Source organism: Nocardioides sp. Arc9.136 (assembly GCF_030506255.1).
Taxonomy (GTDB): Bacteria; Actinomycetota; Actinomycetes; order Propionibacteriales; family Nocardioidaceae; genus Nocardioides.
The window spans coordinates 3,322,528-3,345,137 of record NZ_CP113431.1 but is presented as its reverse complement, the minus strand read 5'-3'; the positions used below and the strand labels follow the sequence as shown (position 1 = coordinate 3,345,137).

The following is a 22,610-nucleotide window of genomic DNA, read 5'->3' as shown; positions in this document are numbered from 1 at the left end:
ACCCGCGCCGCCGGTGGGCGCCGTCATTGGAGAACGGGGGAGGGACCCCCGTAGGGTCTTCCGACGTGTCTGCTCCCGGTCCGGTCGTCGCGCTGCTCGTCAGCCACGACGGAGCGCGGTGGCTGCCGGCGGTCCTCGAGGGGCTCCGCGGCCAGACCTGCCCCGTCGACGCGGTCGTCGCGGTCGACACCGGCAGCAAGGACGGCAGCGCCGACCTGGTCGAGTCCGCGCTCGGCGACCTCCTGGTCGGCGGGGTCGAGCGGGTCACCGGCGCCACGTCGTACCCCGCGGCGGTGCGGATCGGTCTGGACCGGTCGCCCGACGCCGAGTGGGTCTGGTTGCTGCACGACGACAGCAACCCCGACCCCGGCGCGCTGGAGGCGCTCCTCGCCGCCGCCGCGGCCGATCCCGAGGCCGACGTGCTCGGTCCCAAGCTGCGCGAGTGGCCCTCGCTGCGCCGGCTCCTCGAGCTGGGCGTCACCATCTCGGGCACGGGCCGGCGCGAGACCGGCCTCGAGCGCGGCGAGTACGACCAGGGCCAGCACGACGAGGTCCGCACCGTGCTCGCGGTCAACACCGCCGGCATGCTCGTGCGTCGCCGCGTGCTGGAGGAGCTCGACGGGTTCGACCGCCAGCTGCCGATCTTCGGCAACGACGTGGACTTCGGCTGGCGGGCCGCGACCGCCGGCCACCGCACCCTCGTGGTGCCGCAGGCGGTCGTCTTCCACGCCGAGGCGGCCCACCGCGGGATCCGGCGCACGCCGCTGACCGGCCGGCACACCCACTACCAGGAGCGCCGGGCGGCGCTCTACACGCTGCTGGCCAACTCCCGCGCGCGCACGCTGCCCTTCCAGCTGGTGCGGCTCACGCTCGGGACCGTGCTGCGCGTGATCGGCTTCCTGCTCGTCCGCTCCGTCGGCGAGGCGCTCGACGAGCTGGCCGCGCTGGTCTCCATCGTCTCCAGCCCCCGTGAGGTCCACGCCGCCCGCCGCGAGCGGCAGCAGCGGCAGGTCCGTGAGCCCGCCGACGTACGGCGCCTGCTCGCGCCCGCGTGGCTGCCCTACCGGCACGGCCTGGACTTCGTCAGCGACCTCGCCGCCGCGGCCACCAACCAGGCGGCCGACGTGGCCGAGCGCCGGCGCGCCGCCCAGGCCCGGCACGACCCCTCCTCGATGGCCGCGCGCCGCCAGGTGCTCGACGAGGACGAGGAGTACGCCGACACCGGCGTGGTGGCCCGCTTCCTCACCAACCCCGTGGCGGTCGCGCTCGCCGTGCTCGTGGTCGCCCTGCTCGTGGGCGCGCGCGAGGCGTACGGCGCGGTCGTCGGCGGCGGGCTCTCCCCGGTGCCGGCCGCCGTCGGGGACTGGTGGCGGCTGCACGTCGAGCACTGGCACCCGCTCGGCCAGGGGACCGGCGTGCCGGCCCCGCCGTACCTCCTCCCGCTCGCGCTGCTGGGCACCGTCCTCGGCACCACGACCGCGGTCAGCGCGCTGCTCGTGCTGTCCGCGCCCGTCGCGCTCTGGGGCGCGTGGCGCCTGCTGCGGGTGGTCGGGCGCTTCGTCTCGCCGCAGGGCGCGCCCCGCTGGCTGCTGCTGTGGGGGTCGGCGACCTGGTCGCTGGTGGCCGTGACCAGCGGCGCCTGGGGCGACGGCCGGCTCGGTCCCGTCGTCGCCGTCGCGGTGCTGCCCTGGCTGGCCCACGCGGCCCTGGGCTTCGCCGACCCCGAGCCGGACCGCCGCTGGCGCGCCGCCTGGCGCACCGGGGTGCTGCTCGCGCTGACCACCGCCTTCGCCCCGGTGGCGTGGCCGTTCGCGGTGCTGCTCGGGGCGGTCGTCCTGGCCGCGTCGTACGCCGTCGTGCGCGGCGGCCTGCGCGACCGCTCGGTCTGGGCCCCGCCGCTGGTGGCGCTCGGCGTCCCGCTGCTGCTCCTGGCGCCGTGGTGGCTGCCGAGCCTGCTCGAGCGCGCGGCCGCGGGGCTGCTCCTCGAGCCCGGCCGGCTCCCCGTGCCGACCGTCGACCCGCTCGACCTGGTCGCCGGCCGGCTCGGCGACCTCGGGGCGCCGTGGTGGCTCGGCGTCGTGGTCGCGGTCCTCGCCGTCGCCGCGCTCGTCCCGCGGGCGACGCGGATCCCGGTCCTGGTGTGCTGGATCGTCGCAGCCGTGGCCGCCGCGGTGGCCGCCCTGCTCGGCACCGTCACGCTCTCGCTGCCGTCGGTCTCCACCGGCCCCGCGCTCGGCTTCCTCGTGGTCGTCCTCCAGGGCGCGTTCGTCGTCGCCGCTGTCCTCGGCGGGCAGGGCGCACCGCGACGCCTCGCCGCCGTGCTCGCCGTCGTCGCGGCGGTCGTCCCGCTCGGCGGCCTCGTGTGGTTCGTCGCCGGCGCCGACGCCTCGTTCGACGAGGACCCACGGTCCGGCATCCCGGCGTACATGGTCCAGGCCGCCACCGAGGGCGACGACCACGGCATCCTGGTGGTCCGCGGCTCCGTCGAGGACGGGCTGACCTGGGTCGTCCGGCGCGGCGACGGCGTCACGCTCGGCGAGGACGAGGTCCTCGCCCTCGCACCCGAGGACACCGACCTCACCCGCGACGTCCAGCAGCTGGCCTCGCGGCCCACGCCGGCGCTGGTGACCGAGCTCGCGGACCGCGGGATCGAGTACGTCGTGCTCCCGGCCCCCGCCGACGGCTCGGTGGCTTCCCTGCTCGACGCCACCGGCGGCCTCGTCCAGGCCAGCGCGGCCGACCCCGGCACCCGGGCCTGGCAGGTCGACCGGCCGCTGTCCGACGACGCGCTCGACGGGCCGCGCTCGTGGCTGCGCACCGCGCTGCTCCTCGTGCAGGGCGTCGGGCTGGTGTGGGTCCTCGTCCTGTGCGCCCCGACGACCGAGCGGGCGACCGAGCGGAGGCGCCGATGAGCACGCCCTCGCGCCGGGCCACCCGGTCCACCCCGGGGGCCTCGCGCCGCGTGGCGCTCGACGTCACCGTCGTCCTCGCCGTGCTGCTCCCTCTGCTGACCGGCGGGGCGGTGCTGCTGACCCGCACCGAGGCGCCGTCGCAGCCGGACACGGCGCCCACCGAGACCGCCCTCGGTGCGGCCTCGGTGGTCTGCCCCGCGGCCGCCGCGCCGACCCTGGTCACGACGGCCTCCGGCAGCGCCGGCACGGTCACCGTCGGGCTGGGCCCCGACGGCCGCCAGCAGGAGGTGGACGTCGCCGAGGGCGCCGTCGCGACGGCGCCCGGCGCCGACGACGAACCGGTCGTCGTGCGCGCCGAGGACGACCTCGCCCCGGGACTCGTGGCCGGGCGGTACGACGAGCGCCCGCTGCGGGTCGCGGAGTGCGCCGCCCCCGCGCCCGAGCAGTGGTTCACCGGTGTCGGCGCCGGGACCGGGCACTCCTCGGTGCTGGAGCTGGTCAACCCCGACAACGGCCCGGCCGTCGCCGACGTCGTCGTCACCGGTCGGTCCGGCCTCGTCGACGCCCCCGCGCTGCGCGGTGTCGCGGTGCCGGGCGGGAGCAGCGTGCGGCTCGACCTCGGCGAGGTGGTGCCCCGGCGCGACGAGCTCTCGCTGCACGTCACCACGCAGCGGGGCCGCGTCTTCTCCGCGGTGCTGGACCGCGTCGACGAGCTCGGCGCTGGGCCCCGGGCCGAGGACTTCCTTCCGCCGCAGGCCGAGCCGGCCACCGCGCTCACGCTGCTGGGCCTGCCCGTCGGGTCCGGGAGGCGGACCCTCGTGCTGGCCAACCACGGCGACTCCGAAGTCCGGGCCGGGCTCCGGGTGGTCGACGAGCGCTCGGTCTTCGCACCGGAAGGGCTCGAGGAGGTGCGCATCGCGCCGCAGAGCGTCGCGCGCGTCCAGCTCGGCGCCACCCTCGGGCCGCTGGTCGGGGACGGGGCGCTTGGGCTGGTCGTCGAGGCCACCGGCCCGGTCACCGCGACGCTGCGGTCCTTCGTCGGGGGCGACCTCGCCCACGCGGTGCCCTCCGAGCCGGTCACGGAGCCGACCGTCGCGGTCGTGCCGCCGGGCCGCAAGCGGCTGGTGCTGTCCGGGGCCACCTCCACCGGCGTGGTCGAGGTGGTCGCCCGGGACGCCGCGGGCGAGGAGCTGGCCTCGAAGCGGGTGGAGGTCGCGCCGGACCGCGGGTTCGTCCTCGGCCTGCCGGCGCGGGCGGTGCACCTGACGGTCACCCCCGACCGCACGCCGGTCGTCGGGGCGGTCGTCGCCGCGACCGGCGGTGCCGGCGTCGTACGCCTCCACGAGCTGGTGCGCTCCGGGCTCGTCCCCGCCGTGCGCCCCGGGCTGCCCTAGTCGGACTCGTAGCGCGGGTCGATGACCTGGGGCTCGACGTTGAGCAGGTCGGCCACCTGCTCGACGACCACCGTCAGCACGAGCACGTCGAGCTCGGAGCGGGACTCCGCGCGTCGCTCGATCGGCCGGCGGAACACGACGACCCGCGAGGGCTCGCCGCCGGTGCCGCGGACGGCGGAGCCGAGGGGGATCTCCGTGGGGTCCCAGTCGTCGGGGAGGTCAGGGGTGTCCTCGACGGCGTACTCGACGGTGCCGAGGCGGTCGGCCCACTGGGCGTCGACCTCGGTGACCACGGCGAGCACCAGGTCGTCGAAGCGCTCGCGACGGGTGCGCGTCTCGGGCCGCCCGGGGGTCCGGGGGAGCACCCCGGGGCCGCGCATGCCGCGCCCGCGCCGGTCGCGGCGGCGGGGCCCGGGAGCGCGGTCGGTCATGCCGCGAGCCTAAGCCGGGCGGTCGGGGCCGAGGGGTACGGTCTGCTCGTGAGTCCCGCCCGTCGCTGTTCGCGCACCGCGTGCGGCCGTCCCGCGACCAGCACGCTCACCTACGTCTACGCCGACCAGACCGCCGTGCTCGGCCCGCTGGCGACGTACGCCGAGCCGCACGCCTACGACCTGTGCGAGGTCCACAGCGAGCGGCTCTCGGCCCCGCGGGGCTGGGAGGTCCTGCGGCTGGTGCGCGACCAGGCGGCCCAGGGGCCCTCGACCGACGACCTGCTCGCCCTCGCCGACGCGGTCCGCGAGGCCGCCCGCCCGGTGCAGCAGGTGGTGCGGCTGCCACCCGCGGAGGAGAACGTCCGCGAGCGCGGGCGGCGCGGCCACCTCCGCGTGCTCTCCACCGACTGACCTCGTTACTGTCTGGCCCATGCCCGACACCCTCGACGCCGCGAACGTCGCCGCGATCTTCAAGGCGTACGACGTGCGCGGCACCGTCCCCGACCAGCTCGACGACGAGCTCGCCCGCGCGACGGGCCGCGCCTACGTGCAGGTCGTCGGCGCGGGGACGGTCGTCGTGGGGCACGACATGCGGCCCAGCAGCCCCGGGATGGCGCGGGCCTTCGCCGAGGGTGCGACGGCGGCCGGTGCGGACGTGGTGATGATCGGTCTCGCCTCGACCGACCAGCTCTACTTCGCCTCCGGGCACCTCGGCGTCCCCGGAGCGATGTTCACCGCGAGCCACAACCCCGCGCGGTACAACGGCATCAAGATGTGCCGCGCCCACGCCCAGCCGATCGGCATGGAGACCGGGCTGGCCGAGATCCGCGACCTCGTGGCCGGCGGCGTGCCGTCCGCCACGCCGGCCGAGGGCGCCCGGACCGGCACCGTGACCGAGCAGGACGTCCTCGCGGCGTACGCCGACCACCTGCTCTCCCTCGCCCCGGTGAGCGGCCGACGGCTGAAGGTCGTCGTCGACGCCGGCAACGGCATGGCCGGGCACACCGCGCCGGCGGTCTTCGAGCGCCTGGGCAGCGACCGGGTCGAGCTCGTCCCGATGTACTTCGACCTCGACGGCACCTTCCCGAACCACGAGGCGAACCCGATCGAGGCGGAGAACCTGCGCGACCTGCAGGCGAAGGTCGTCGAGACCGGTGCCGACATCGGCCTGGCCTTCGACGGCGACGCCGACCGCTGCTTCCTCGTCGACGAGACCGGGCGCAACGTCTCCCCGTCGACCCTGACCGCGCTGATCGCGGCGCGCGAGCTGGCCAAGGAGCCCGGCGCGACGATCATCCACAACCTGATCACCAGCCGGGCGGTCCCCGAGCTGGTCACCGAGCTCGGTGGCACGCCGGTCCGGACCCGGGTCGGCCACTCCTACATCAAGGCGCGGATGGCCGAGACCGACGCGGTCTTCGGCGGCGAGCACAGCGGCCACTTCTACTTCCGCGACTTCTGGCGCGCCGACTCCGGCATGCTTGCGGCGCTGCACGCCCTCGCGGCGCTCGCCGGCGCCGACGTCCCCCTGTCCGAGCTGCTCGCGGAGTACGAGCGCTACCCGGTCAGCGGCGAGATCAACTCCACCGTCGCCGACCAGCAGGCCGCCGTCGCCCGCATCGAGCGGCAGTACGCCGCGCGCGACGGCGTCACGACCGACCGGCTCGACGGGCTGACCGTCAGCCACGCCGACTGGACCTTCAACGTGCGGCCCTCGAACACCGAGCCGCTGCTCCGCCTCAACGCCGAGGGCCGGGACGAGGCCACCATGGCCGCGATCCGCGACGAGGTCCTCACGACGATCCGCCAGGAGAGCTGATGAACATCGACCAGGGGCTGCTGGACATCATCGTCTGCCCGAACTGCCACGGGGACCTGCTCCCGGTGCCGGGCCAGGACCAGGGCGACGAGCTCGTCTGCCAGGGGGAGTGCGGCTACGCCTACCCCGTCCGCGACGACATCCCGGTCCTGCTCGTCGACGAGGCCCGGAAGCCCTGAGGCCATGACCTGGTTCGACGAGTCCCGCCTGGACGACGAGACCGCGATCGGCGCGGCCGACCTGCGGTTCCGCACGCTCGCCGAGTCCGGCTCGCGCGTGCGCCGGGAGTGCATCGACGCCGCGGACGCGATCCGGGAGGCGGTGGGCAGGCTCGAGGGCCAGGCCCGGCCGCGCGCGATCATCGCCGCCGGCCCCGACTCCCGCCTGCTGCGGGCGGTGCTCGAGCCCTGGTGCCCGGTGCCGTTCGTGGCCTGGCCCGGGCCGACGCTGCCGGGCTGGGCGGGCTCGCTGGACCTCGTCGTCGTGTTGGCCCCCGACGGCGCCGACGCCGGGACCGCGTCGGCCGTCGCCGAGGCGGTGCGCCGCGGCTGCCAGGTGGTCGTCGCCTGCCCGCCCACCTCGATGGTCGCCGACCACGCGGCGGGCCGGTGGAGCACGATCTTCCCGATCGCCACGCAGGACCAGCTCGCCACGGCCACGGTGGTGCTCTCCTTCCTCGACCAGGTGGCGCTCGGTCCGAGCGCCGACCCCGAGGTCGTGGCGACCGCCCTCGACGAGGTCGCGATCGCCTGCTCGCCGTACCGCGACCTCTCGATCAACCCCGCCAAGATGCTCGCGATCGCGCTGGCCGACGCCAACCCGCTGGTCTGGGGCGGCTCGGTGCTCGCGGCCCGCGCGGCGCGGCGCGTCGCCGAGTCGGTCCGCCGCGCCAGCGGCCGCACCGCCCTCGCCGGCGACGTCGAGCAGGTGCTGCCGGTCATCGAGGCCACCCGCCCGCGCGACGTCTTCGACGACCCCTTCGCCGAGGGCGGCGGCGAGCTCCGCCCGACGCTGCTCGTGCTCGACGACGGCAACGAGGAGCCCGTCCTCGGCGAGCACCGGCGTCGGCTCGAGGACGCCGCCGCCTCGCGCGGCGTACGCGTGGAGACCCTCACCACCGAGGCCCCCAGTGACGTCGCGCGGTACGCCTCGCTCCTCCTGCAGGGCACCTGGGCCGCGGAGTACCTCCGGCTCGGGCTCGTCGACGACTGAGCACGCATGTGACCGGTCGGTCACGTGTACGGCCGCTGGGCCCCGGGCACCGCACCGGGGTGCAGCGTGATCCCTGGTTCGACAACGCCAAGATGGCCCTGGTCACCCTGGTGGTGCTCGGCCACTCCTGGGTGCTGCTGCCCGACACCGACCTCGTCGGGCACGGCTACGACTTCCTCTACGCCTGGCACGTGCCGGCGTTCGTCTTCGTCACCGGGTACCTCTCGCGCTCCTTCACCTACACCCGCGCGCGCATGTGGCAGCTCGTCCGCACGGTCGCGGTGCCCTACGTCGTGTTCGAGGCGGCGATCGCGGCCTTCCGGATCCTCGTGGGCGGCGAGCAGATCGAGGACCTCTGGCGCGATCCGCACTGGCCGATGTGGTACCTCGCCGCACTGTTCTTCTGGCGCCTGCTGACCCCGGTGTTCCGGCCGATGTGGGGCGGGCTCGCGGTCGCCGTCGCGGTCAGCATCGTGGCCGGGCTCTACGCGGGGGACACCCTCGACATGGCCCGGGTGCTGGGCCTCCTGCCGTTCTTCGTGATGGGCCTCAAGGCGACCCCCGAGCGGCTCGAGCGGCTGCGCGCCCGCTGGGTCCGGGTGAGCGCCGTGCTGGTCCTCGCCGCGATCTGGGTGCTGACCTCGCGCACCGACGACTGGGCCGGCACGGAGTGGCTGTACTACCGGGCCCGCTACGAGGACCTCGACGTCAGCGACTCCCAGGCGTTCCTGACCCGGGCCTGCCTGCTGGTCCTGGGCACCCTGGGTGCGTGGGCGTTCCTCGCGCTCGTCCCCCGCGTCGGCGGCTGGTTCGCCCGGATGGGCGCCGCGACGCTGGTCGTCTACCTCTTCCACGGCTTCTTCGTGAAGGGCGCGGAGTACGCCGGGTTCCCCGAGTGGGCCGTGGACCACTACGCCCTGTCCATCCTCGTCACGTCGGCGGCTGCCGTCGGGCTCAGCCTCCTGCTCGCCTGGGAGCCGGTGTCCTCGCGGCTGCAGCACCTGGTCGACCCGTTCGGCTTCGCCGAGCAGCGGGTCGACCACGCCCACGGGCTGCGCGACGCGACCGTCGAGGCCGACGTGCTGGCCGGGGCGGTCCAGGAGGCCGCCGAGGAGCGCGCCGAGGACGAGGCCCGCCGGGCGGCGGCGGGCCGCCGCTAGGGTTCAGGCCGTGTCGCGCGCCGTGCCGACAACCGTGACGACCGCAGGAGTGACCGCCCCGTGAGCGCTGGACTTTTCGGACTGCTCGACGACGTCGCCGCGCTGGCGCGCCTCGCCGCTGCGTCGGTCGACGACGTCGGTGCCGCTGCCGGGCGGGCGACGACCAAGGCCGCCGGCGTGGTCGTCGACGACACCGCGGTGACCCCGCAGTACGTCCACGGCGTGACCGCCGACCGCGAGCTGCCCATGATCAAGCGGATCGCCATCGGCTCGATCCGCAACAAGCTGCTGATCATCCTCCCGGTGGCGCTGCTCCTGAGCCAGTTCGCCGAGTTCCTGCTGACCCCGATCCTCATGCTGGGCGGCGCCTACCTGTGCTTCGAGGGTGCCGAGAAGATCTGGGGCAAGATCCGCGGGCACGACTCCCACGCCGCCCCGGTGGGCGGCACGGGCGCCGACGCGGAGAAGGCGATGGTCGGCGGCGCGATCCGGACCGACCTCATCCTCTCGGCCGAGATCATGGTGATCTCGCTCAACGAGGTCGCCGACGAGGGCTTCTGGAGCCGCGCGGTCATCCTCGTCGTGGTGGCCGTCGCCATCACCGTCGCCGTGTACGGCGTGGTCGCGCTCATCGTGAAGATGGACGACATCGGGCTCAAGCTGGCCCAGCGCAGCTCGGCCGCCGCGCAGAAGATCGGCCGCGGCCTGGTCAACGGCATGCCCAAGCTGCTCACCGTCATCTCGGTCGTCGGCACGGTCGCCATGCTGTGGGTCGGCGGCCACATCGAACTGGTCGGCCTCGACGAGCTCGGCTGGCACGCGCCGTACGACTTCGTGCACCACCTCGAGGAGGAGGTCCACCACGCTACCGGCGCCCTCGGCGGTGTCCTGGGCTGGCTGGTCAACACCGCCTGCTCCGCCGTCTTCGGCCTGGTCCTCGGCGCGATCATCGTCGCCGTCGTGCACGTCCTCCCCTTCGGCAAGAAGGACGACCAGGAGCACGCCGCCGCCCACTGATCCCGCCGCTGGTCGAGCAGCGAGCGCGAGCGAGCGTCGTCGAGACCTGGACCTGCTGGTCGAGCAGCGAGCCCTGGCGAGCGTCGTCGAGACCCGGGCCTGCTGGTCGAGCAGCGAGCGCTGGCGAGCGTCGTCGAGACCCGGACCTGCTGGTCGAGCAGCGAGCGCTGGCGAGCGTCGTCGAGACCCGGACCTGCTGGTCGAGCAGCGAGCCCTGGCGAGCGTCGTCGAGACCCGGTGAGGTGTGCAGGGCCTGGGGGTGGTCGTCGGGCCGCCGGGCGCGCTTGGGGCGGGGTCCGTTTTTCGAGTCGTGTGGTTGCGCGCCGCTGGGGTCGAGGTCCTGGGCGCGGCTGCGTGTCGCCTCACGGCCGGCGGGGGTCGACCGCTGTGGTTGCGGTGGACAAGGTGTGTCCGTTGGGTCGGCCTATGTCCGGTGGTGGAAGGCGACCTTCCCGCCGGGCAGGTGGGTGGTCTCGTACGCGGGGTCGTGGTGCCTGGGGCAGAGGTTGCGGGCGTTGACGAGGTCGGTGGTGCCGCCGGTGGACCAGGGTTGGTCGTGGTGGGCGTGGCAGAGGTGGGCGGGCCAGTCGCAGCCTTCTGCGGTGCAGGTCGGCTGGGTGAGGTTCAGCGCCCTGCGTTGGGCGCCGGTGAACAACCGGGTGGTGCGCCCGAGGTCCAGGAGCTCTGACTTGCTGCCGAGGACGGCGGGGACGAGGCCCGCTTCGCAGGCCAGTCTCCGTGCGGTGGCTGCGGAGATGGTGGCGCCGTCGTCGAGGACACCTGGCGCGAGGCCACCCATCAACGAGGCGATGTCCATGGTGACGACGACGGTGGCGTTGAGGCCGCCGAGCTTCGGGACGGAAGCGGTGGGGAGGCGTTCGAGGAGCTCGCAGAACGCGTCACCCATCCGATCCGGCCACGGACGCCGCTCCACGGGCTCGGGCGCGCCTGCTTCCTGGGTGGCGGCTTGGTGCTTCGGCGCAGCGAACGCGAGGAGCGTCTTCTTCAGCATGGCGCCGTGCAGTTCGGGGATCTTGAACTTCCCGACCACCGACCCGCGCCCGTCGGGGCTCATCGTCAGCCACGCGGTCTCCCGGGCGAGGCGCTCCTCGGCCTCGAGGGCCTTCGCGTCGCGGGCCTCGCCGATCTCGGGTGCTACGACGGTGAGGACGTGCTTGGCGAGGATGCGCAACGTTTTCGGGTCCCGGTGCCGCGCCTCGGCGAGCAGGTGCTGCTCCGCGCGGAGGGGGATGGTCGGGTCGTCGAGGTCGGTGGGGAGCTTGTCGAGGCACTCGGTGATCACCCGGGCGTGGTCGACCGACACGTCACCGTCGGTGAGGACTGCCGCGGTGAGGTCGTGGCGGTTGAGGGACTCGGCCAGCCGCATGCGGTGCTTCGCAGCGGGACGGGTCTGATGCGTTTCGGTCGCCCACCAGGCGGCGGTGTCGGTGGCACCGACCCGCTCGCCGGCGTGCCGGCGGTCGGCTTCCGCGGCGAGCCGCAGCTCTAGGGCCTCGACCCGGGCGCGGAGGCGGGCAGCCTCGAGAAGGGTCGCCGCGACGTCGTCGTCGGACATCGACCACAGGTGCGACTCGTGCGCACGGTCGAGCCTGGCGTGGGACTTCGCGACAGCGCGGCACACCAGGTGCGCGCTGCGTCGGGAGTCCTTGGCCATGGGTCTACTCAAGCACCGACCACCGACAGTCCCGCCCCTGTTTCCCCAGGTCAGACTACATCGTGGACGACAAGTTCGGTGACTTTCTCGCCGGCCGATGGGAGTGGCCGAGGCCCTGCGCACCTCACTAGTCTCGACGACGCCTCGCCAGGGCTCGGCTGCTCGACCAGCGGAGCCCACCTGGCAGCCGAAGGCGAGTACCCGAGGCCGAGGCCCTGCGCACCTCACCGGGTCTCGACGACGCCTCGCCAGGGCTCGGCTGCTCGACCAGCGGAGCCCACCTGGCAGCCGGAGGCGAGTACCCGAGGCCGAGGCCCTGCGCACCTCACCGGGTCTCGACGACGCCTCGCCAGGGCTCGGCTGCTCGACCAGCGGCGGCGCCTGCACCGGGTCTCGACGACGCCTCGCCAGGGCTCGGCTGGTCGACCGGCGGTGGCCCGACCCGTGCCCGGACCGGTCTCGACCGCGGTGCCGCGAGGATTGCCGCCTCCGCGCGCGGGCGTCCTACTCTCGAGGAGATGTCCGCCGCACTCCCAGGAGCACCCATGGACCACAAGGTCGCCGACCTCAGCCTGGCCGACTTCGGCCGCACCGAGATCCAGCTCGCCGAGCACGAGATGCCCGGCCTGATGGCCATGCGTGAGCGGTACGGCGCGGAGCAGCCGCTCGCCGGCGCGCGGATCGCGGGCTCGCTGCACATGACCATCCAGACCGCGGTCCTCATCGAGACCCTGGTCGCGCTCGGCGCCGAGGTCCGCTGGGCCTCCTGCAACATCTTCTCCACCCAGGACCACGCCGCGGCCGCCATCGCGGTGGGCCCGAACGGCACGCCGGAGGACCCCCAGGGCGTCCCGGTCTTCGCCTGGAAGGGCGAGACGCTCGAGGAGTACTGGTGGTGCACCCAGCAGATCCTCCAGTGGCCGGACGTGGACGGCGAGAAGCGCTTCGCCAACATGATCCTGGACGACGGCGGCGACGCGACCCTCTTCGTCCACCTCGGTGTCGAGGCGGAGAAGAAGGGCGAGGCCCCTGACCCGGCCACCGCCACCAGCACCGAGCAGCGGATCATCTTCGAGGCGCTGAACGCGTCGCTGGCGGAGAGCCAGGACCGCTGGACCCAGATCGCGGCGGAGATCAAGGGCGTCACCGAGGAGACCACCACCGGTGTGCTCCGCCTCTACGACATGATGCGCGAGGGTTCGCTCCTCGTCCCGGCCATCAACGTCAACGACTCGGTCACCAAGTCGAAGTTCGACAACAAGTACGGCTGCCGCCACTCGCTCATCGACGGCATCAACCGCGCGACCGACGTCCTCATGGGCGGCAAGGTCGCCGTCGTCTGCGGCTACGGCGACGTCGGCAAGGGCTGCGCGGAGTCGCTGCGCGGCCAGGGCGCCCGCGTCATCGTGACCGAGATCGACCCGATCTGCGCGCTGCAGGCGGCCATGGACGGCTACCAGGTCTCCACCCTCGACGACGTCGTGGAGACCGCCGACATCATCATCACCGCGACCGGCAACAAGGACGTCGTGACGCTGGACCAGATGCGCCGGATGAAGCAGAACGCGATCCTCGGCAACATCGGCCACTTCGACAACGAGATCGACATGGCCGGCCTCGAGACCTACCCCGGCGTCGTCCGCAAGAACGTCAAGCCGCAGGTCGACCTCTGGACGTTCCCCGAGGGCGAGGGCAACGCGATCATCGTGCTCTCCGAGGGCCGCCTGATGAACCTCGGCAACGCGACCGGTCACCCGTCGTTCGTGATGTCGAACTCCTTCACCAACCAAGTCCTCGCCCAGATCGAGCTGTTCACCAAGCCCGAGGAGTACCCGGTCGGCGTCTACGTGCTGCCCAAGCACCTCGACGAGGAGGTCGCCCGCCTCCACCTCGACGCCCTCGGCGTCAAGCTCACCACCCTGTCGGACTCCCAGGCCTCCTACCTCGGCGTCGACGTGGCGGGCCCCTACAAGTCCGACCAGTACCGCTACTGACGCGTAGCCCGGGCGCCGCCTGAGCGCCGCCCGGCAGCGCCACCAGCAGCACCCCCAGCAGCACCACGGCAGCAGCCCCCGGCTCGAGGAGTCGGGGGCTGCTCCGTCGTGCTGGCAGGATTGGTGCCATGAGCCAGTCCGGCACCGGGAACGACCTCACCGCGAAGGGGCGCATCCTCGTCGTCGACGACGACGCCTCCCTCGCGGAGATGCTCACCATCGTGCTGCGCCAGGAGGGCTTCGACAGCGCGATGGTGACTCGCGGCGACGAGGCGCTGGGGGCCTTCCGCGACTACCGGCCCGACCTGGTCCTGCTCGACCTGATGCTCCCCGGGCGGGACGGCATCGACGTGTGCAAGGAGATCCGGGCCGAGTCCGGGGTGCCGATCGTGATGCTCACCGCCAAGGGCGACACCGTCGACGTGGTGGTGGGCCTGGAGTCCGGAGCCGACGACTACGTCGTCAAGCCGTTCAAGCCCAAGGAGCTGATCGCGCGGATCCGGGCACGGGTACGCCGCTTCGACTCGACGTCGCAGGCCGAGACGCTGACCATCGGTGACCTGGTGATCGACGTGGCCGGCCACTCGGTGACCCGCGGCGGCGCGCCGATCAGCCTGACCCCGCTGGAGTTCGACCTGCTCGTCGCGCTGGCCCGCAAGCCGTGGCAGGTCTTCAGTCGCGAGGTGCTCCTGGAGCAGGTCTGGGGCTACCGGCACGCCGCGGACACCCGCCTGGTCAACGTGCACGTGCAGCGCCTGCGCTCCAAGGTCGAGCACGACCCCGAGAACCCTGAGATCGTGGTGACCGTCCGTGGCGTCGGGTACAAGGCCGGCAACGCCTGAGCGCGGCCCGTCGGCCCGGCGCAGCGTCCCTGCCACCGTCCGGCGCGGCCTGACGTTCTGGCGCCGGTCCATCCAGGCCCGCGTGGTGGCCTCCACGCTGGTCCTCTCCGCGGTCGTCGTCAGCGTCGTCGGCTGGTTCCTGCTCCAGCAGACCCGAGACGGCCTGCTGGAGAACCGCGTCGCCGCGGTCGTCGCCGAGGCCGACAACGAGTCGGCGGAGGCGGTCGCCCGCCTGGTCGCCGTCCCCGGCGCCGACACCGACGCCAGCGCGCAGGCCTCCGACCTGGCCACGCCGATCATCGCCCGCGGCCAGTCCCGCGGGTTCGACGTCGTCCTCGGCGGGCCGGGGAGCTCGACCGACGGCCTGGAGGCGGCCGGCAGCGTCTACACCCCGGGCCTGGACACCACCAGCGTGCCGCAGACGCTGCTGGACCACTTCGCCGAGGACTCCGGCACCGCGTGGACCTACGCGCCGATCCGGACCCTCGACGAGGCCGGTCGGGTGGCCTCCACCCAGCCCGGGATCGTCGTGGGCTCCCAGGTGCGGCTGCCCTCCGACGGGCGGGCGTGGACGCTGTACTTCCTCTTCCCGCTGGAGGAGGAGCAGGACACCCTCGCGCTGGTGACCCGGGCCCTGCTCACCGCCGGCGGGCTCCTCCTCGTGCTCGTGGCCGGGCTCGCCTGGCTCGTGACCCGCCAGGTGGTGACCCCCATCCGGCACGCCCGCCGCGTCGCCGAGCGGCTCGCGGCCGGCCACCTGCAGGAGCGGGTCCGGGTCTCCGGCGAGGACGACCTGGCGCGCCTCGCGCTGTCGTTCAACCAGATGGCCAGCAGCCTGCAGCGCCAGATCCGGCAGCTCGAGGAGCTCAGCCGGGTCCAGCGGCGGTTCGTCTCCGACGTCTCCCACGAGCTGCGCACCCCGCTGACCACGGTGCGGATGGCCGGCGACGTCCTCTTCGACGCCCGCGCCGACTTCGACCCGGTCACCGCGCGGGCCGCCGAGCTGCTGCAGACCGAGCTGGACCGGTTCGAGACGCTGCTGGTCGACCTGCTCGAGATCAGCCGCTTCGACGCGGGGGCCGCGGTGCTCGAGCTCGACGACGTCAACCTCGTCGACGTCGCCCACCGGGTCGTGGAGCGGAACCGGGCCCTCGCCGAGCAGCGCGGCGTCACCCTGGTCGTGCGGGCCCCGGCGCGACCCGCGCTCGCGGAGGCCGACGTACGCCGCGTCGAGCGCATCGTGCGCAACCTCGTCACCAACGCCATCGACCACGCCGGGCCGCCCGAGCGCGGCCGGTCCCGGGTGGTCGTGCAGGTCGCCGGGGACGACCACGCCGCCGCCATCGCCGTCCGCGACTACGGCGTCGGCCTGGCACCGGGGGAGTCCGCGCTGGTCTTCAACCGGTTCTGGCGTGCCGACCCGGCCCGGGCCCGCACGAGCGGTGGTACCGGCCTGGGCCTGTCGATCTCACTGGAGGACACCCACCTGCACGGCGGCTGGCTGCAGGCATGGGGCCGTCCGGACGAGGGGGCGCAGTTCCGCCTGACCCTGCCGCGTCGGGCAGGCACCCCGCTGCGGCAGAGCCCGCTGCCGCTCGTGCCGATGGACGCCCGCGAGCGGACCAGTGGTGCCGGGGCGGCGGTGGGCGCCGGCCTCACCGGCCCGCCCGCCGGCCCCGGCGCGGAGTCGGTGAACGGCTCGGTGAACAGCCCGGTGAACAGCCCGGTGAACAGCTCGGTGACCGGGACCCCGACGGACCCGCCGGCCGGATCGACCACCGGGCCCACGACCGGGCCCACGACCGGGCCCACCACCGGGAAGGGGGCGGGCTCGTGACCGCCCGGCGCGCCGCGGTCCTCGCCCCGGTCCTCGCGCTCGTCCTGGCGCTCGGTGGCTGCGTCTCGCTGCCCGAGGGCGGCCCGGTCGTCGAGACCGGTCCGCGCAGCGGCGACGGCGAGGAGGCCGGCCAGTACTACTTCGACCCGCCGCCGCCGCCCGACGGCGCCTCGCCGGCCGAGATCGTCGACCGGTTCCTCGACGCGATGACGGCCTTCCCGATCAGCACGTCGGTGGCGCGGCAGTACCTCACGCCGGAGTTCCGCGAGTCCTGGAGCCCCAAGGACGGGATCATCACCTACGACGACTTCCTGTCGCCCCGCGGCAGCTCGCAGGTCCGGGTGACCCTCGTCGGAGGCGAGCGGCTCGACGGCAGCGGGCGGTGGCGCGGCCGCCTGCCGACGTACGACGAGTCGCTGACCTTCCCGGTGGAGCTGGTCGACGGGCAGTACCGCATCGCCTCGGCGCCGGACGCGCTGGTCGTGCCGCAGTCCTGGTTCGAGCAGCGCTACCAGCGGGTGACGCTCTACTTCTTCGACCCCAACGCGCGGGTGCTCGTGCCCGAGCCGGCGTTCGTGCCGCGCGGGGACCAGCGGGTCAGCAACCTGGTGTCGGCGCTGCTCGCCGGGCCGGGCCCGGAGCTCTCGCGGGTCGCGACGACGTTCCTGCCCGCCGGCTCCAGCGTCGAGCTGTCGGTGCCGGTCGGCGACGTCGTCGACATCGCGATCGACGCCTCCGGCGGGGCGCCGGCGCCCACTCCCGAGGCGGTCCGCCTGGTCGTCGCCCAGTTGGCCTGGACGCTGCGCCAGGTGCCCACGATCGAGCGGTTCCGCGTCTCCATCGACGGTCGGCCGGTCCAGCTGCCCGGCGGTGTCACCGAGTTCGAGGTCACCGAGGGGTCGGCGTACGACCCGGCGGGCTACCAGGCGACGGACCTGGTCTACGCGCTGCGCGAGGGCGTGCTCGTCTCCGGCGACGCCGATGCCCTCGAGGCGACCGACGGGCCGCTCGGCACCCGCGACCTCGGCGTCCGGTCGTTCGCGGTCGACCTCACCTCGACCACCGTGGCAGCCGTCGCCGACAGCGGCCGCACCCTGCTGCGGGCGCCGGTGCGCGGGGTGGAGGCGACCGCCGAGCCGGTCCTCAGCGGCGCCACGAACCTGCTCCCGCCCGCCTGGGACGTCAGCGGCCGGCTGTGGGTCGTCGACCGGGCCGGTGGCGGTGCCCGGGTCACGACCGTCCTCGAGGACGGTGCCCCGGTCCAGCTGAGGGTGCCAGGGATCAGCGGGTCGGACGTGCGGTCGTTCCTCGTGTCGCGCGACGGCTCGCGGATGGTGGCCGTCGTGCGGACCGCCTCCGGCGACCAGGTGCGCGTGAGCCGGATCCGCTACGACCAGAAGGGCCTCGTCTCGGCCACCCCGGCGCGCCGGCTGGTGTGGGAGGGCGGGGACGACGTGCGCATCCGCGACCTCGCCTGGCGCTCGCCGACCTCGGTCGCGGTGCTGCACCGCCTCGCCGACGAGCTCTTCGAGGTCCGCACGCTCTCCGTCGACGGCGCTCCGGCCGGGATGGAGTCGGTGGCCACGACGCTGCGGGGCCGCTACCTCGCGCTGGCCGGGACCCCGGTCACCACCGACAGCGTCTGGGCGGTCACCCAGGGCGGCCTCGTGGACGCCAGCAACCAGATGCGGGACGTCGTCGACCTCGACGACGGCGTCACCTCCGTGCGGTACGTCGGCTGACGGCTCGTCCACAGGCGGGCCCCGCCCCGGTTGCCCGGCCGCGCCGGTCCGGTGAGGCTCGGACGGTGCTCGACGCCGCGGCCGACCTGCTTCTCGGTGGCCGCTGCGCCGGCTGCGAGCGACCGGGTCGCGTGCTGTGCCGGGACTGCGCGGCCGCCCTGCCGGACTCGGCGCGCCCCGCCTGGCCGACCCCGGTGCCCGCCGGCCTGGTCGAGCCGTGGGCCGCGGCGGCGTACGACGGGCTGGTCCGGAGCCTGGTCCTGGGGCTGAAGGAGCGCCGGCTGCTGGGACTCCGGCGACCGCTGGCCGACCTGCTGGCCACCGCGGCGTCCGCGGCGGTGGGCAGTGCGGTGCCGGCGGGCTCGGTGGCGCTCGTGCCGGTGCCGTCGCGGACGGCGACGGTCCGCGAGCGCGGCCACGACCCGACGTACGCCGTGACGGCGGGCGCGGCCGCCCGGCTGCGGGCCGCAGGGGTCGACGCGGTGGCCGTCCGGATGCTGCGCACCCGGCCCGGCGTCGTGGACCAGGCGGGGCTCGACGCGGTCGCGCGGTCGGCCAACCTCACCGGCTCGATGGCGTGCACCGACGCCTCGCTCCGGCGGCTCGCCCGCCGCCGGCCCCGCGTGTCGGTCGTTGTCTGCGACGACGTGCTGACCACCGGTTCCACGGCCCGCGAGGCCCAGCGCGCCCTCGAGGCGGTCGGGCTGCACGTGGCCGCCGTCGCGGCGGTCGCGGCGACGCGACGGCGGTTCCCCGCGCCGCGGCAGGGGCCCTCACCCGGTCGGGCGGAGGCGCCCTACCGGTGACTTGGGTCACGGACTAACGTCTCCACATGGAGTCCGTCCGGGTCCGTGGTTGCACCGTCTGGGTGCCGGCCTCGACACGGGGTGCGGTGCGCAGGCGGCTAGCCGATGCCAGTCGCAGGCGAAACGGTCCACGTAAGGCGCGGTCCGGGGAGACCCGGGCCCGCCGATCACGGTGCGGCTTAGAGGTAAGACCTGCCTCGCCCCGGCCACCAGATGTGGCCGACGGCGGGAGAGGGCCGGTAGTGGCGGAGAAGCTGCGGAAGCCCCAGCAGGCGGTTGTGGGGTCGAAGACCAGGTCGGCCGGACGGACTCCTCCCCGCCACGTCACGCCAGGCGCGCCCGGTGCGCGCCCTCCGGCGTGCGTGTCGTGCTGCCCGCAGGTGGGCACGAGTGGGGCCTGAGGAAACCAACTGATCACCAGGAGGTTCACATGGAAGTTGTCGTCACGGCTCGGAACTGCGAGATCTCGGACCGCTACCGCGAGCACGCCGCGGAGAAGCTGGCCCGGCTCGAGAAGCACGACCACCGCATCATGCGGGTGCACGTCGAGGTCGACTGCGAGGCGAACCCGCGCCAGCACGACCGCGCGGTGCACGTGGAGCTGACGGCCTTCTCCAAGGGTCCGGTGATCCGTGCCGAGGCCGCCGCCGACGACAAGATGGGCGCCCTGGACCTCGCCGTGGACAAGATGGCGGCGCAGATGCGGCGCGCCGCGGACCGCCGCCGCGTCCACCGCGGCCAGAAGACCCCGGTCTCGGTCGGCCAGGCGCTCGCCGAGGTCGACGCGCTCGCGGCCGCGGCGGAGGCCCCCGAGGACGACGCGCCACTCGAGCGGAAGGTCGGGCCGATCGCCGTCGTGGGCGACGGGCCGCTGGTGGTCCGGGAGAAGACCCACCCGGCCAGCCCCATGACCCTCGACCAGGCGCTCTACGAGATGGAGCTGGTCGGTCACGACTTCTACCTGTTCGTCGACAAGGACAGCGAGCGGCCCTCGGTGGTCTACCGCCGGCGCGGCTACGACTACGGCGTGATCGCGCTCGACCTCGGCGCCCAGGAGTAGCCGGGTCGGAGGCGACGTACGGCGGGGTGGTCCGGTCACGGGCCACCCCGCCGCCGTGTCCGGCCCGCGAGCCGGGCGCCGCCGCGCTTCCGCCAGCCGGACGGGCGCACCCAGCCCCCTGCGCGTGCCATGATGCCCCGGTGACAGGACAGAGCACGGCCGCAGCCGGCGGGGCTGCCGAGCCGATCCGGGTCCTGGTCGTCGACGACCAGGAGCTCTTCCGCCGCGGACTGACCATGCTGCTCACCGTCGAGGAGGGCATCGAGGTCGTCGGTGAGGCCGGCGACGGCGTCGAGGGCACCAACCTGGCGACGAGCGCGGCGCCCGACGTGGTGCTGCTGGACATCCGGATGCCCAAGCGCACCGGCATCGAGGCGTGCCGGGCCATCAAGGAGGCCGTGCCCTCGGCCAAGATCATCATGCTCACCGTCTCCGACGAGGAGGCCGACCTCTACGAGGCGGTCAAGTCCGGCGCCTCCGGCTACCTGCTCAAGGACTCCTCGATCGAGGAGGTCGCCCAGGCGGTCCGCGTGGTCGCCGACGGCCAGTCGCTGATCAGCCCGTCGATGGCGGTCAAGCTGATCGACGAGTTCAAGCAGATGTCGCGGCCCGAGCGGGAGCACGTCCCCGGCCTGCGGCTCACCGAGCGCGAGCTGGAGGTCCTCCGGCTGGTCGCCCGCGGGATGAACAACCGCGAGATCGCCAAGCAGCTCTTCATCTCCGAGAACACCGTCAAGAACCACGTCCGCAACATCCTCGAGAAGCTCCAGCTCCACTCCCGCATGGAGGCCGTGATGTACGCGGTCAAGGAGAAGCTGCTCGACCTGCCGTAGGCCGACCGGTTCCCGCCGGTCGAGCGGCGGGGCCGTTGGTGGTGGGGGTCGGGGCCTGCGGTTCCCACTGGGCGGGCAGGGCCCGGTCTACCGGCCCTGCGCTCGTGCCTCGCTCCGGGCTGCCAGACCCGACCACGACCGGGCCTGCCCGCCCGTCGTCCACCTCCGGCCCCGACCCGCGCGGCAGCCGCTGGTCGAGCGGCGAGCGCTAGCGAGCGTCGTCGCGACCCGGTGAGCCGGGCTACGGCGTCGGTGGTGGGGGTCGGGGGCTGCGGTTCCCGCCGGGCGGGCAGGGCCCGGTCTACCGGCCCTGCGCTCGTGCCTCGCTCCGGGCTGCCAGACCCGACCACGACCGGGCCTGCCCGCCCGTCGTCCACCTCCGGCCCCGACCCGCGCGGCAGCCGCTGGTCGAGCAGCGAGCGCGAGCGAGCGTCGTCGAGACCCGGCGAGCCGAGCCGCGGCCCCGACCCGCGCGGCGTACCCGCCCCCCGGTCGCAGAGGCCCCCGGAAGGCTGCTGACCGGGGAAGTCCCTTGCTCACCGGGGCAGATCTACCCCGGTAAGCGAGGGAGTCCCCGGTTGACCGGGGACTCCAGCGACCGCGCCCGCAGCGCCGGGAAGGCAGGCGTCGGCGGCGGGCCCTACCCTCCAACGCGTGACCGAGCACCTGTCCCGCGCGCAGGCCCGGCGAGTGGCGCTGGCGGCGCAGGGGTTCCTGGACCCGCGCCACACCGTGCCGACCATGCGGACGTTCACCCGCACCCTGGAGCGCACCGGCGTGCTGCAGGTCGACTCCGTCAACGTGCTGCAGCGGGCGCACTACGTGCCGCTCTACTCGCGCATGGGGCCGTACGACACCGAGCTGCTCCGCCGGGCGGCGGAGCAGCGGCCGCGGCGCGTGGTGGAGTACTGGGCGCACGTCCAGGCGTTCATGCCGGTCGACCTGTGGCCGCACATGCAGCACCGGATGGCGGACTACCGCGAGCGGCGGGGCAAGTGGTGGCGCGACCTGCCCGAGGAGCTCACCGCCTCCGTGCTGGCCGAGGTGCGCGCCCGCGGCGCGTCGACGGCCCGCGAGCTGGAGCCGGCCCTGGGTGCGGACGGGCCGCGCAGCAAGGAGCACTGGGGCTGGAACTGGTCGGAGGCGCGCAAGGCGCTGGACCTGTTGTTCATGACCGGTGAGCTGGCCGTCGCGGCGCGCACGCCGTCCTTCGAGCCGGTCTACGACCTGCCCGAGCGGGTGCTGCCGGCCGAGGTGCTCGCACGCCCCGTGCCGACGCCCGCGGAGGCGGCGCGCGAGCTGGTCCGGCGGGCTGCCCGCTCGCACGGGGTCGCCAGCGCCCCCTGCCTGCGCGACTACTACCGGATGGGCGTCGACGAGACGCGCCGGGCGGTCGCTGAGCTGGTCGAGGCCGGCGAGCTGCTCCCGGCCCGCGTCGAGGGGTGGGACCGGCCGGTCTACCTCCACCGCGACGCCCGCCGGCCGCGCCGGGTCGACGCCCGCGCGCTGCTGAGCCCCTTCGACCCGGTCGTGTGGGAGCGCGAGCGCACCGAGCGGATCTTCGGGTTCCGCTACCGCATCGAGATCTACGTGCCGGCCGACAAGCGGGTGCACGGCTACTACGTGCTGCCGTTCCTGCTCGGCGACCGCCTGGTGGCGCGCGTCGACCTCAAGGCCGACCGGGCGGCGGGGCGGCTCCTCGTGCGCGGGGCGTACGCCGAGCCCGGCGCGCCGCCGGAGACCGCGCCCGAGCTGGTCCTCGAGCTGCGCCGGCTGGCCGGCTGGCTCGGGCTCGTCGCCGACGAGCCGCTCGTCGTGGAGCCCCGGGGCGACCTGGCGCCGGTGCTGGAGGAGCTGCTCCGATCCGGTTAGGGCC

Annotated in this window: 18 protein-coding genes; 16 read left to right on the top strand and 2 right to left on the bottom strand. The window is 74.4% G+C overall.

Going from position 1 to position 22,610, the window contains the following annotated elements:
• Positions 1 to 65 precede the first annotated feature (65 nt).
• Both OSR43_RS16190 and OSR43_RS16185 read left to right on the top strand, forming a co-directional pair.
• Positions 66 to 2,912: a glycosyltransferase family 2 protein gene (locus tag OSR43_RS16190; RefSeq protein ID WP_302267689.1), complete on the top strand. Its 2,847-nt coding sequence runs from the start codon at positions 66 to 68 to the stop codon at positions 2,910 to 2,912.
• Positions 2,909 to 4,306 (top strand): DUF5719 family protein, encoded by a 1,398-nt coding sequence (locus tag OSR43_RS16185; protein WP_302267688.1) that lies wholly within the window; start codon positions 2,909 to 2,911, stop codon positions 4,304 to 4,306. Before OSR43_RS16190 ends, OSR43_RS16185 begins: the two co-directional genes overlap by 4 nt.
• Here the strand turns inward: OSR43_RS16185 and OSR43_RS16180 are convergent.
• Positions 4,303 to 4,737 carry a metallopeptidase family protein gene (locus OSR43_RS16180; protein WP_302267687.1) on the bottom strand — a complete coding sequence of 145 codons (435 nt, stop codon included), beginning with the start codon at positions 4,735 to 4,737 and terminating at the stop codon, positions 4,303 to 4,305. The genes OSR43_RS16185 and OSR43_RS16180 overlap by 4 nt on opposite strands.
• Positions 4,738 to 4,785: 48 nt before the next feature.
• Between OSR43_RS16180 and OSR43_RS16175 the strand changes: the two genes are divergently transcribed.
• From OSR43_RS16175 to OSR43_RS16150, 6 genes are read left to right on the top strand one after another with little or no spacing between them, the layout of a single operon-like run.
• Positions 4,786 to 5,148 (top strand): DUF3499 domain-containing protein, encoded by a 363-nt coding sequence (locus tag OSR43_RS16175; RefSeq protein WP_302267686.1) that lies wholly within the window; start codon positions 4,786 to 4,788, stop codon positions 5,146 to 5,148.
• A gap of 19 nt (positions 5,149 to 5,167) precedes the next feature.
• Entirely contained in the window at positions 5,168 to 6,556 is a 1,389-nt protein-coding gene (locus OSR43_RS16170; RefSeq protein WP_302267685.1) for a phosphomannomutase/phosphoglucomutase, read from the top strand.
• Positions 6,556 to 6,735, top strand: coding sequence for a Trm112 family protein (locus OSR43_RS16165; protein WP_302267684.1), 180 nt, complete (start codon positions 6,556 to 6,558; stop codon positions 6,733 to 6,735). Before OSR43_RS16170 ends, OSR43_RS16165 begins: the two co-directional genes overlap by 1 nt.
• Before the next feature lie 4 nt (positions 6,736 to 6,739).
• Positions 6,740 to 7,768: an SIS domain-containing protein gene (locus OSR43_RS16160; RefSeq protein ID WP_302267683.1), complete on the top strand. Its 1,029-nt coding sequence runs from the start codon at positions 6,740 to 6,742 to the stop codon at positions 7,766 to 7,768.
• Positions 7,769 to 7,827: 59 nt separating this feature from the next.
• Positions 7,828 to 8,928 carry an acyltransferase family protein gene (locus tag OSR43_RS16155; protein ID WP_302267682.1) on the top strand — a complete coding sequence of 367 codons (1,101 nt, stop codon included), beginning with the start codon at positions 7,828 to 7,830 and terminating at the stop codon, positions 8,926 to 8,928.
• Positions 8,929 to 8,988: 60 nt separating this feature from the next.
• On the top strand, positions 8,989 to 9,945 hold the full coding sequence (locus OSR43_RS16150) for a DUF808 domain-containing protein (protein WP_302267681.1): 957 nt from the start codon (positions 8,989 to 8,991) through the stop codon (positions 9,943 to 9,945).
• A 424-nt stretch (positions 9,946 to 10,369) separates the two neighbouring features.
• Here the strand turns inward: OSR43_RS16150 and OSR43_RS16145 are convergent, their stop codons facing one another.
• Entirely contained in the window at positions 10,370 to 11,620 is a 1,251-nt protein-coding gene (locus tag OSR43_RS16145) for an HNH endonuclease signature motif containing protein (protein ID WP_302267680.1), read from the bottom strand.
• Between the two features lie 518 nt (positions 11,621 to 12,138).
• Between OSR43_RS16145 and ahcY the strand changes: the two genes are divergently transcribed.
• From ahcY to OSR43_RS16105, 8 genes are all read left to right on the top strand, one after another.
• Positions 12,139 to 13,614, top strand: coding sequence for an adenosylhomocysteinase (gene ahcY, locus OSR43_RS16140; protein ID WP_302267679.1), 1,476 nt, complete (start codon positions 12,139 to 12,141; stop codon positions 13,612 to 13,614).
• Between the two features lie 128 nt (positions 13,615 to 13,742).
• Positions 13,743 to 14,456 (top strand): MtrAB system response regulator MtrA, encoded by a 714-nt coding sequence (mtrA, locus tag OSR43_RS16135; protein ID WP_302267678.1) that lies wholly within the window; start codon positions 13,743 to 13,745, stop codon positions 14,454 to 14,456.
• Entirely contained in the window at positions 14,425 to 16,293 is a 1,869-nt protein-coding gene (gene mtrB / locus OSR43_RS16130) for an MtrAB system histidine kinase MtrB (RefSeq protein WP_302267676.1), read from the top strand. The genes mtrA and mtrB overlap by 32 nt, the downstream gene beginning before the upstream one ends.
• Positions 16,290 to 18,035: an LpqB family beta-propeller domain-containing protein gene (locus OSR43_RS16125; protein ID WP_302267675.1), complete on the top strand. Its 1,746-nt coding sequence runs from the start codon at positions 16,290 to 16,292 to the stop codon at positions 18,033 to 18,035. The genes mtrB and OSR43_RS16125 overlap by 4 nt, the downstream gene beginning before the upstream one ends.
• A 65-nt stretch (positions 18,036 to 18,100) precedes the next feature.
• A complete protein-coding gene (locus OSR43_RS16120; protein WP_302267674.1) occupies positions 18,101 to 18,841 on the top strand; it encodes a ComF family protein in 741 nt (246 codons plus the stop codon).
• A gap of 430 nt (positions 18,842 to 19,271) precedes the next feature.
• Positions 19,272 to 19,901: a ribosome-associated translation inhibitor RaiA gene (raiA, locus tag OSR43_RS16115; protein WP_302267673.1), complete on the top strand. Its 630-nt coding sequence runs from the start codon at positions 19,272 to 19,274 to the stop codon at positions 19,899 to 19,901.
• Between the two features lie 140 nt (positions 19,902 to 20,041).
• Entirely contained in the window at positions 20,042 to 20,734 is a 693-nt protein-coding gene (locus OSR43_RS16110; protein ID WP_302267672.1) for a response regulator transcription factor, read from the top strand.
• Positions 20,735 to 21,388: 654 nt separating this feature from the next.
• A complete protein-coding gene (locus OSR43_RS16105) occupies positions 21,389 to 22,606 on the top strand; it encodes a winged helix-turn-helix domain-containing protein (RefSeq protein ID WP_302267670.1) in 1,218 nt (405 codons plus the stop codon).
• The last annotated feature ends 4 nt before the right edge of the window (positions 22,607 to 22,610 follow it).

Bases quoted from the DNA above. Each gene is read 5' to 3' on its own strand.
- raiA (WP_302267673.1), top strand. From the start codon at position 19,272: ATGGAAGTTGTCGTCACGGCTCGGAACTGCGAGATCTCGGACCGCTAC.
- ahcY (WP_302267679.1), top strand. From the start codon at position 12,139: ATGTCCGCCGCACTCCCAGGAGCACCCATGGACCACAAGGTCGCCGAC.
- OSR43_RS16170 (WP_302267685.1), top strand. From the start codon at position 5,168: ATGCCCGACACCCTCGACGCCGCGAACGTCGCCGCGATCTTCAAGGCG.
- OSR43_RS16185 (WP_302267688.1), top strand. From the start codon at position 2,909: ATGAGCACGCCCTCGCGCCGGGCCACCCGGTCCACCCCGGGGGCCTCG.
- OSR43_RS16165 (WP_302267684.1), top strand. From the start codon at position 6,556: ATGAACATCGACCAGGGGCTGCTGGACATCATCGTCTGCCCGAACTGC.
- OSR43_RS16180 (WP_302267687.1), bottom strand. From the start codon at position 4,737: ATGACCGACCGCGCTCCCGGGCCCCGCCGCCGCGACCGGCGCGGGCGC.
- OSR43_RS16160 (WP_302267683.1), top strand. From the start codon at position 6,740: ATGACCTGGTTCGACGAGTCCCGCCTGGACGACGAGACCGCGATCGGC.
- OSR43_RS16145 (WP_302267680.1), bottom strand. From the start codon at position 11,620: ATGGCCAAGGACTCCCGACGCAGCGCGCACCTGGTGTGCCGCGCTGTC.
- mtrA (WP_302267678.1), top strand. From the start codon at position 13,743: ATGAGCCAGTCCGGCACCGGGAACGACCTCACCGCGAAGGGGCGCATC.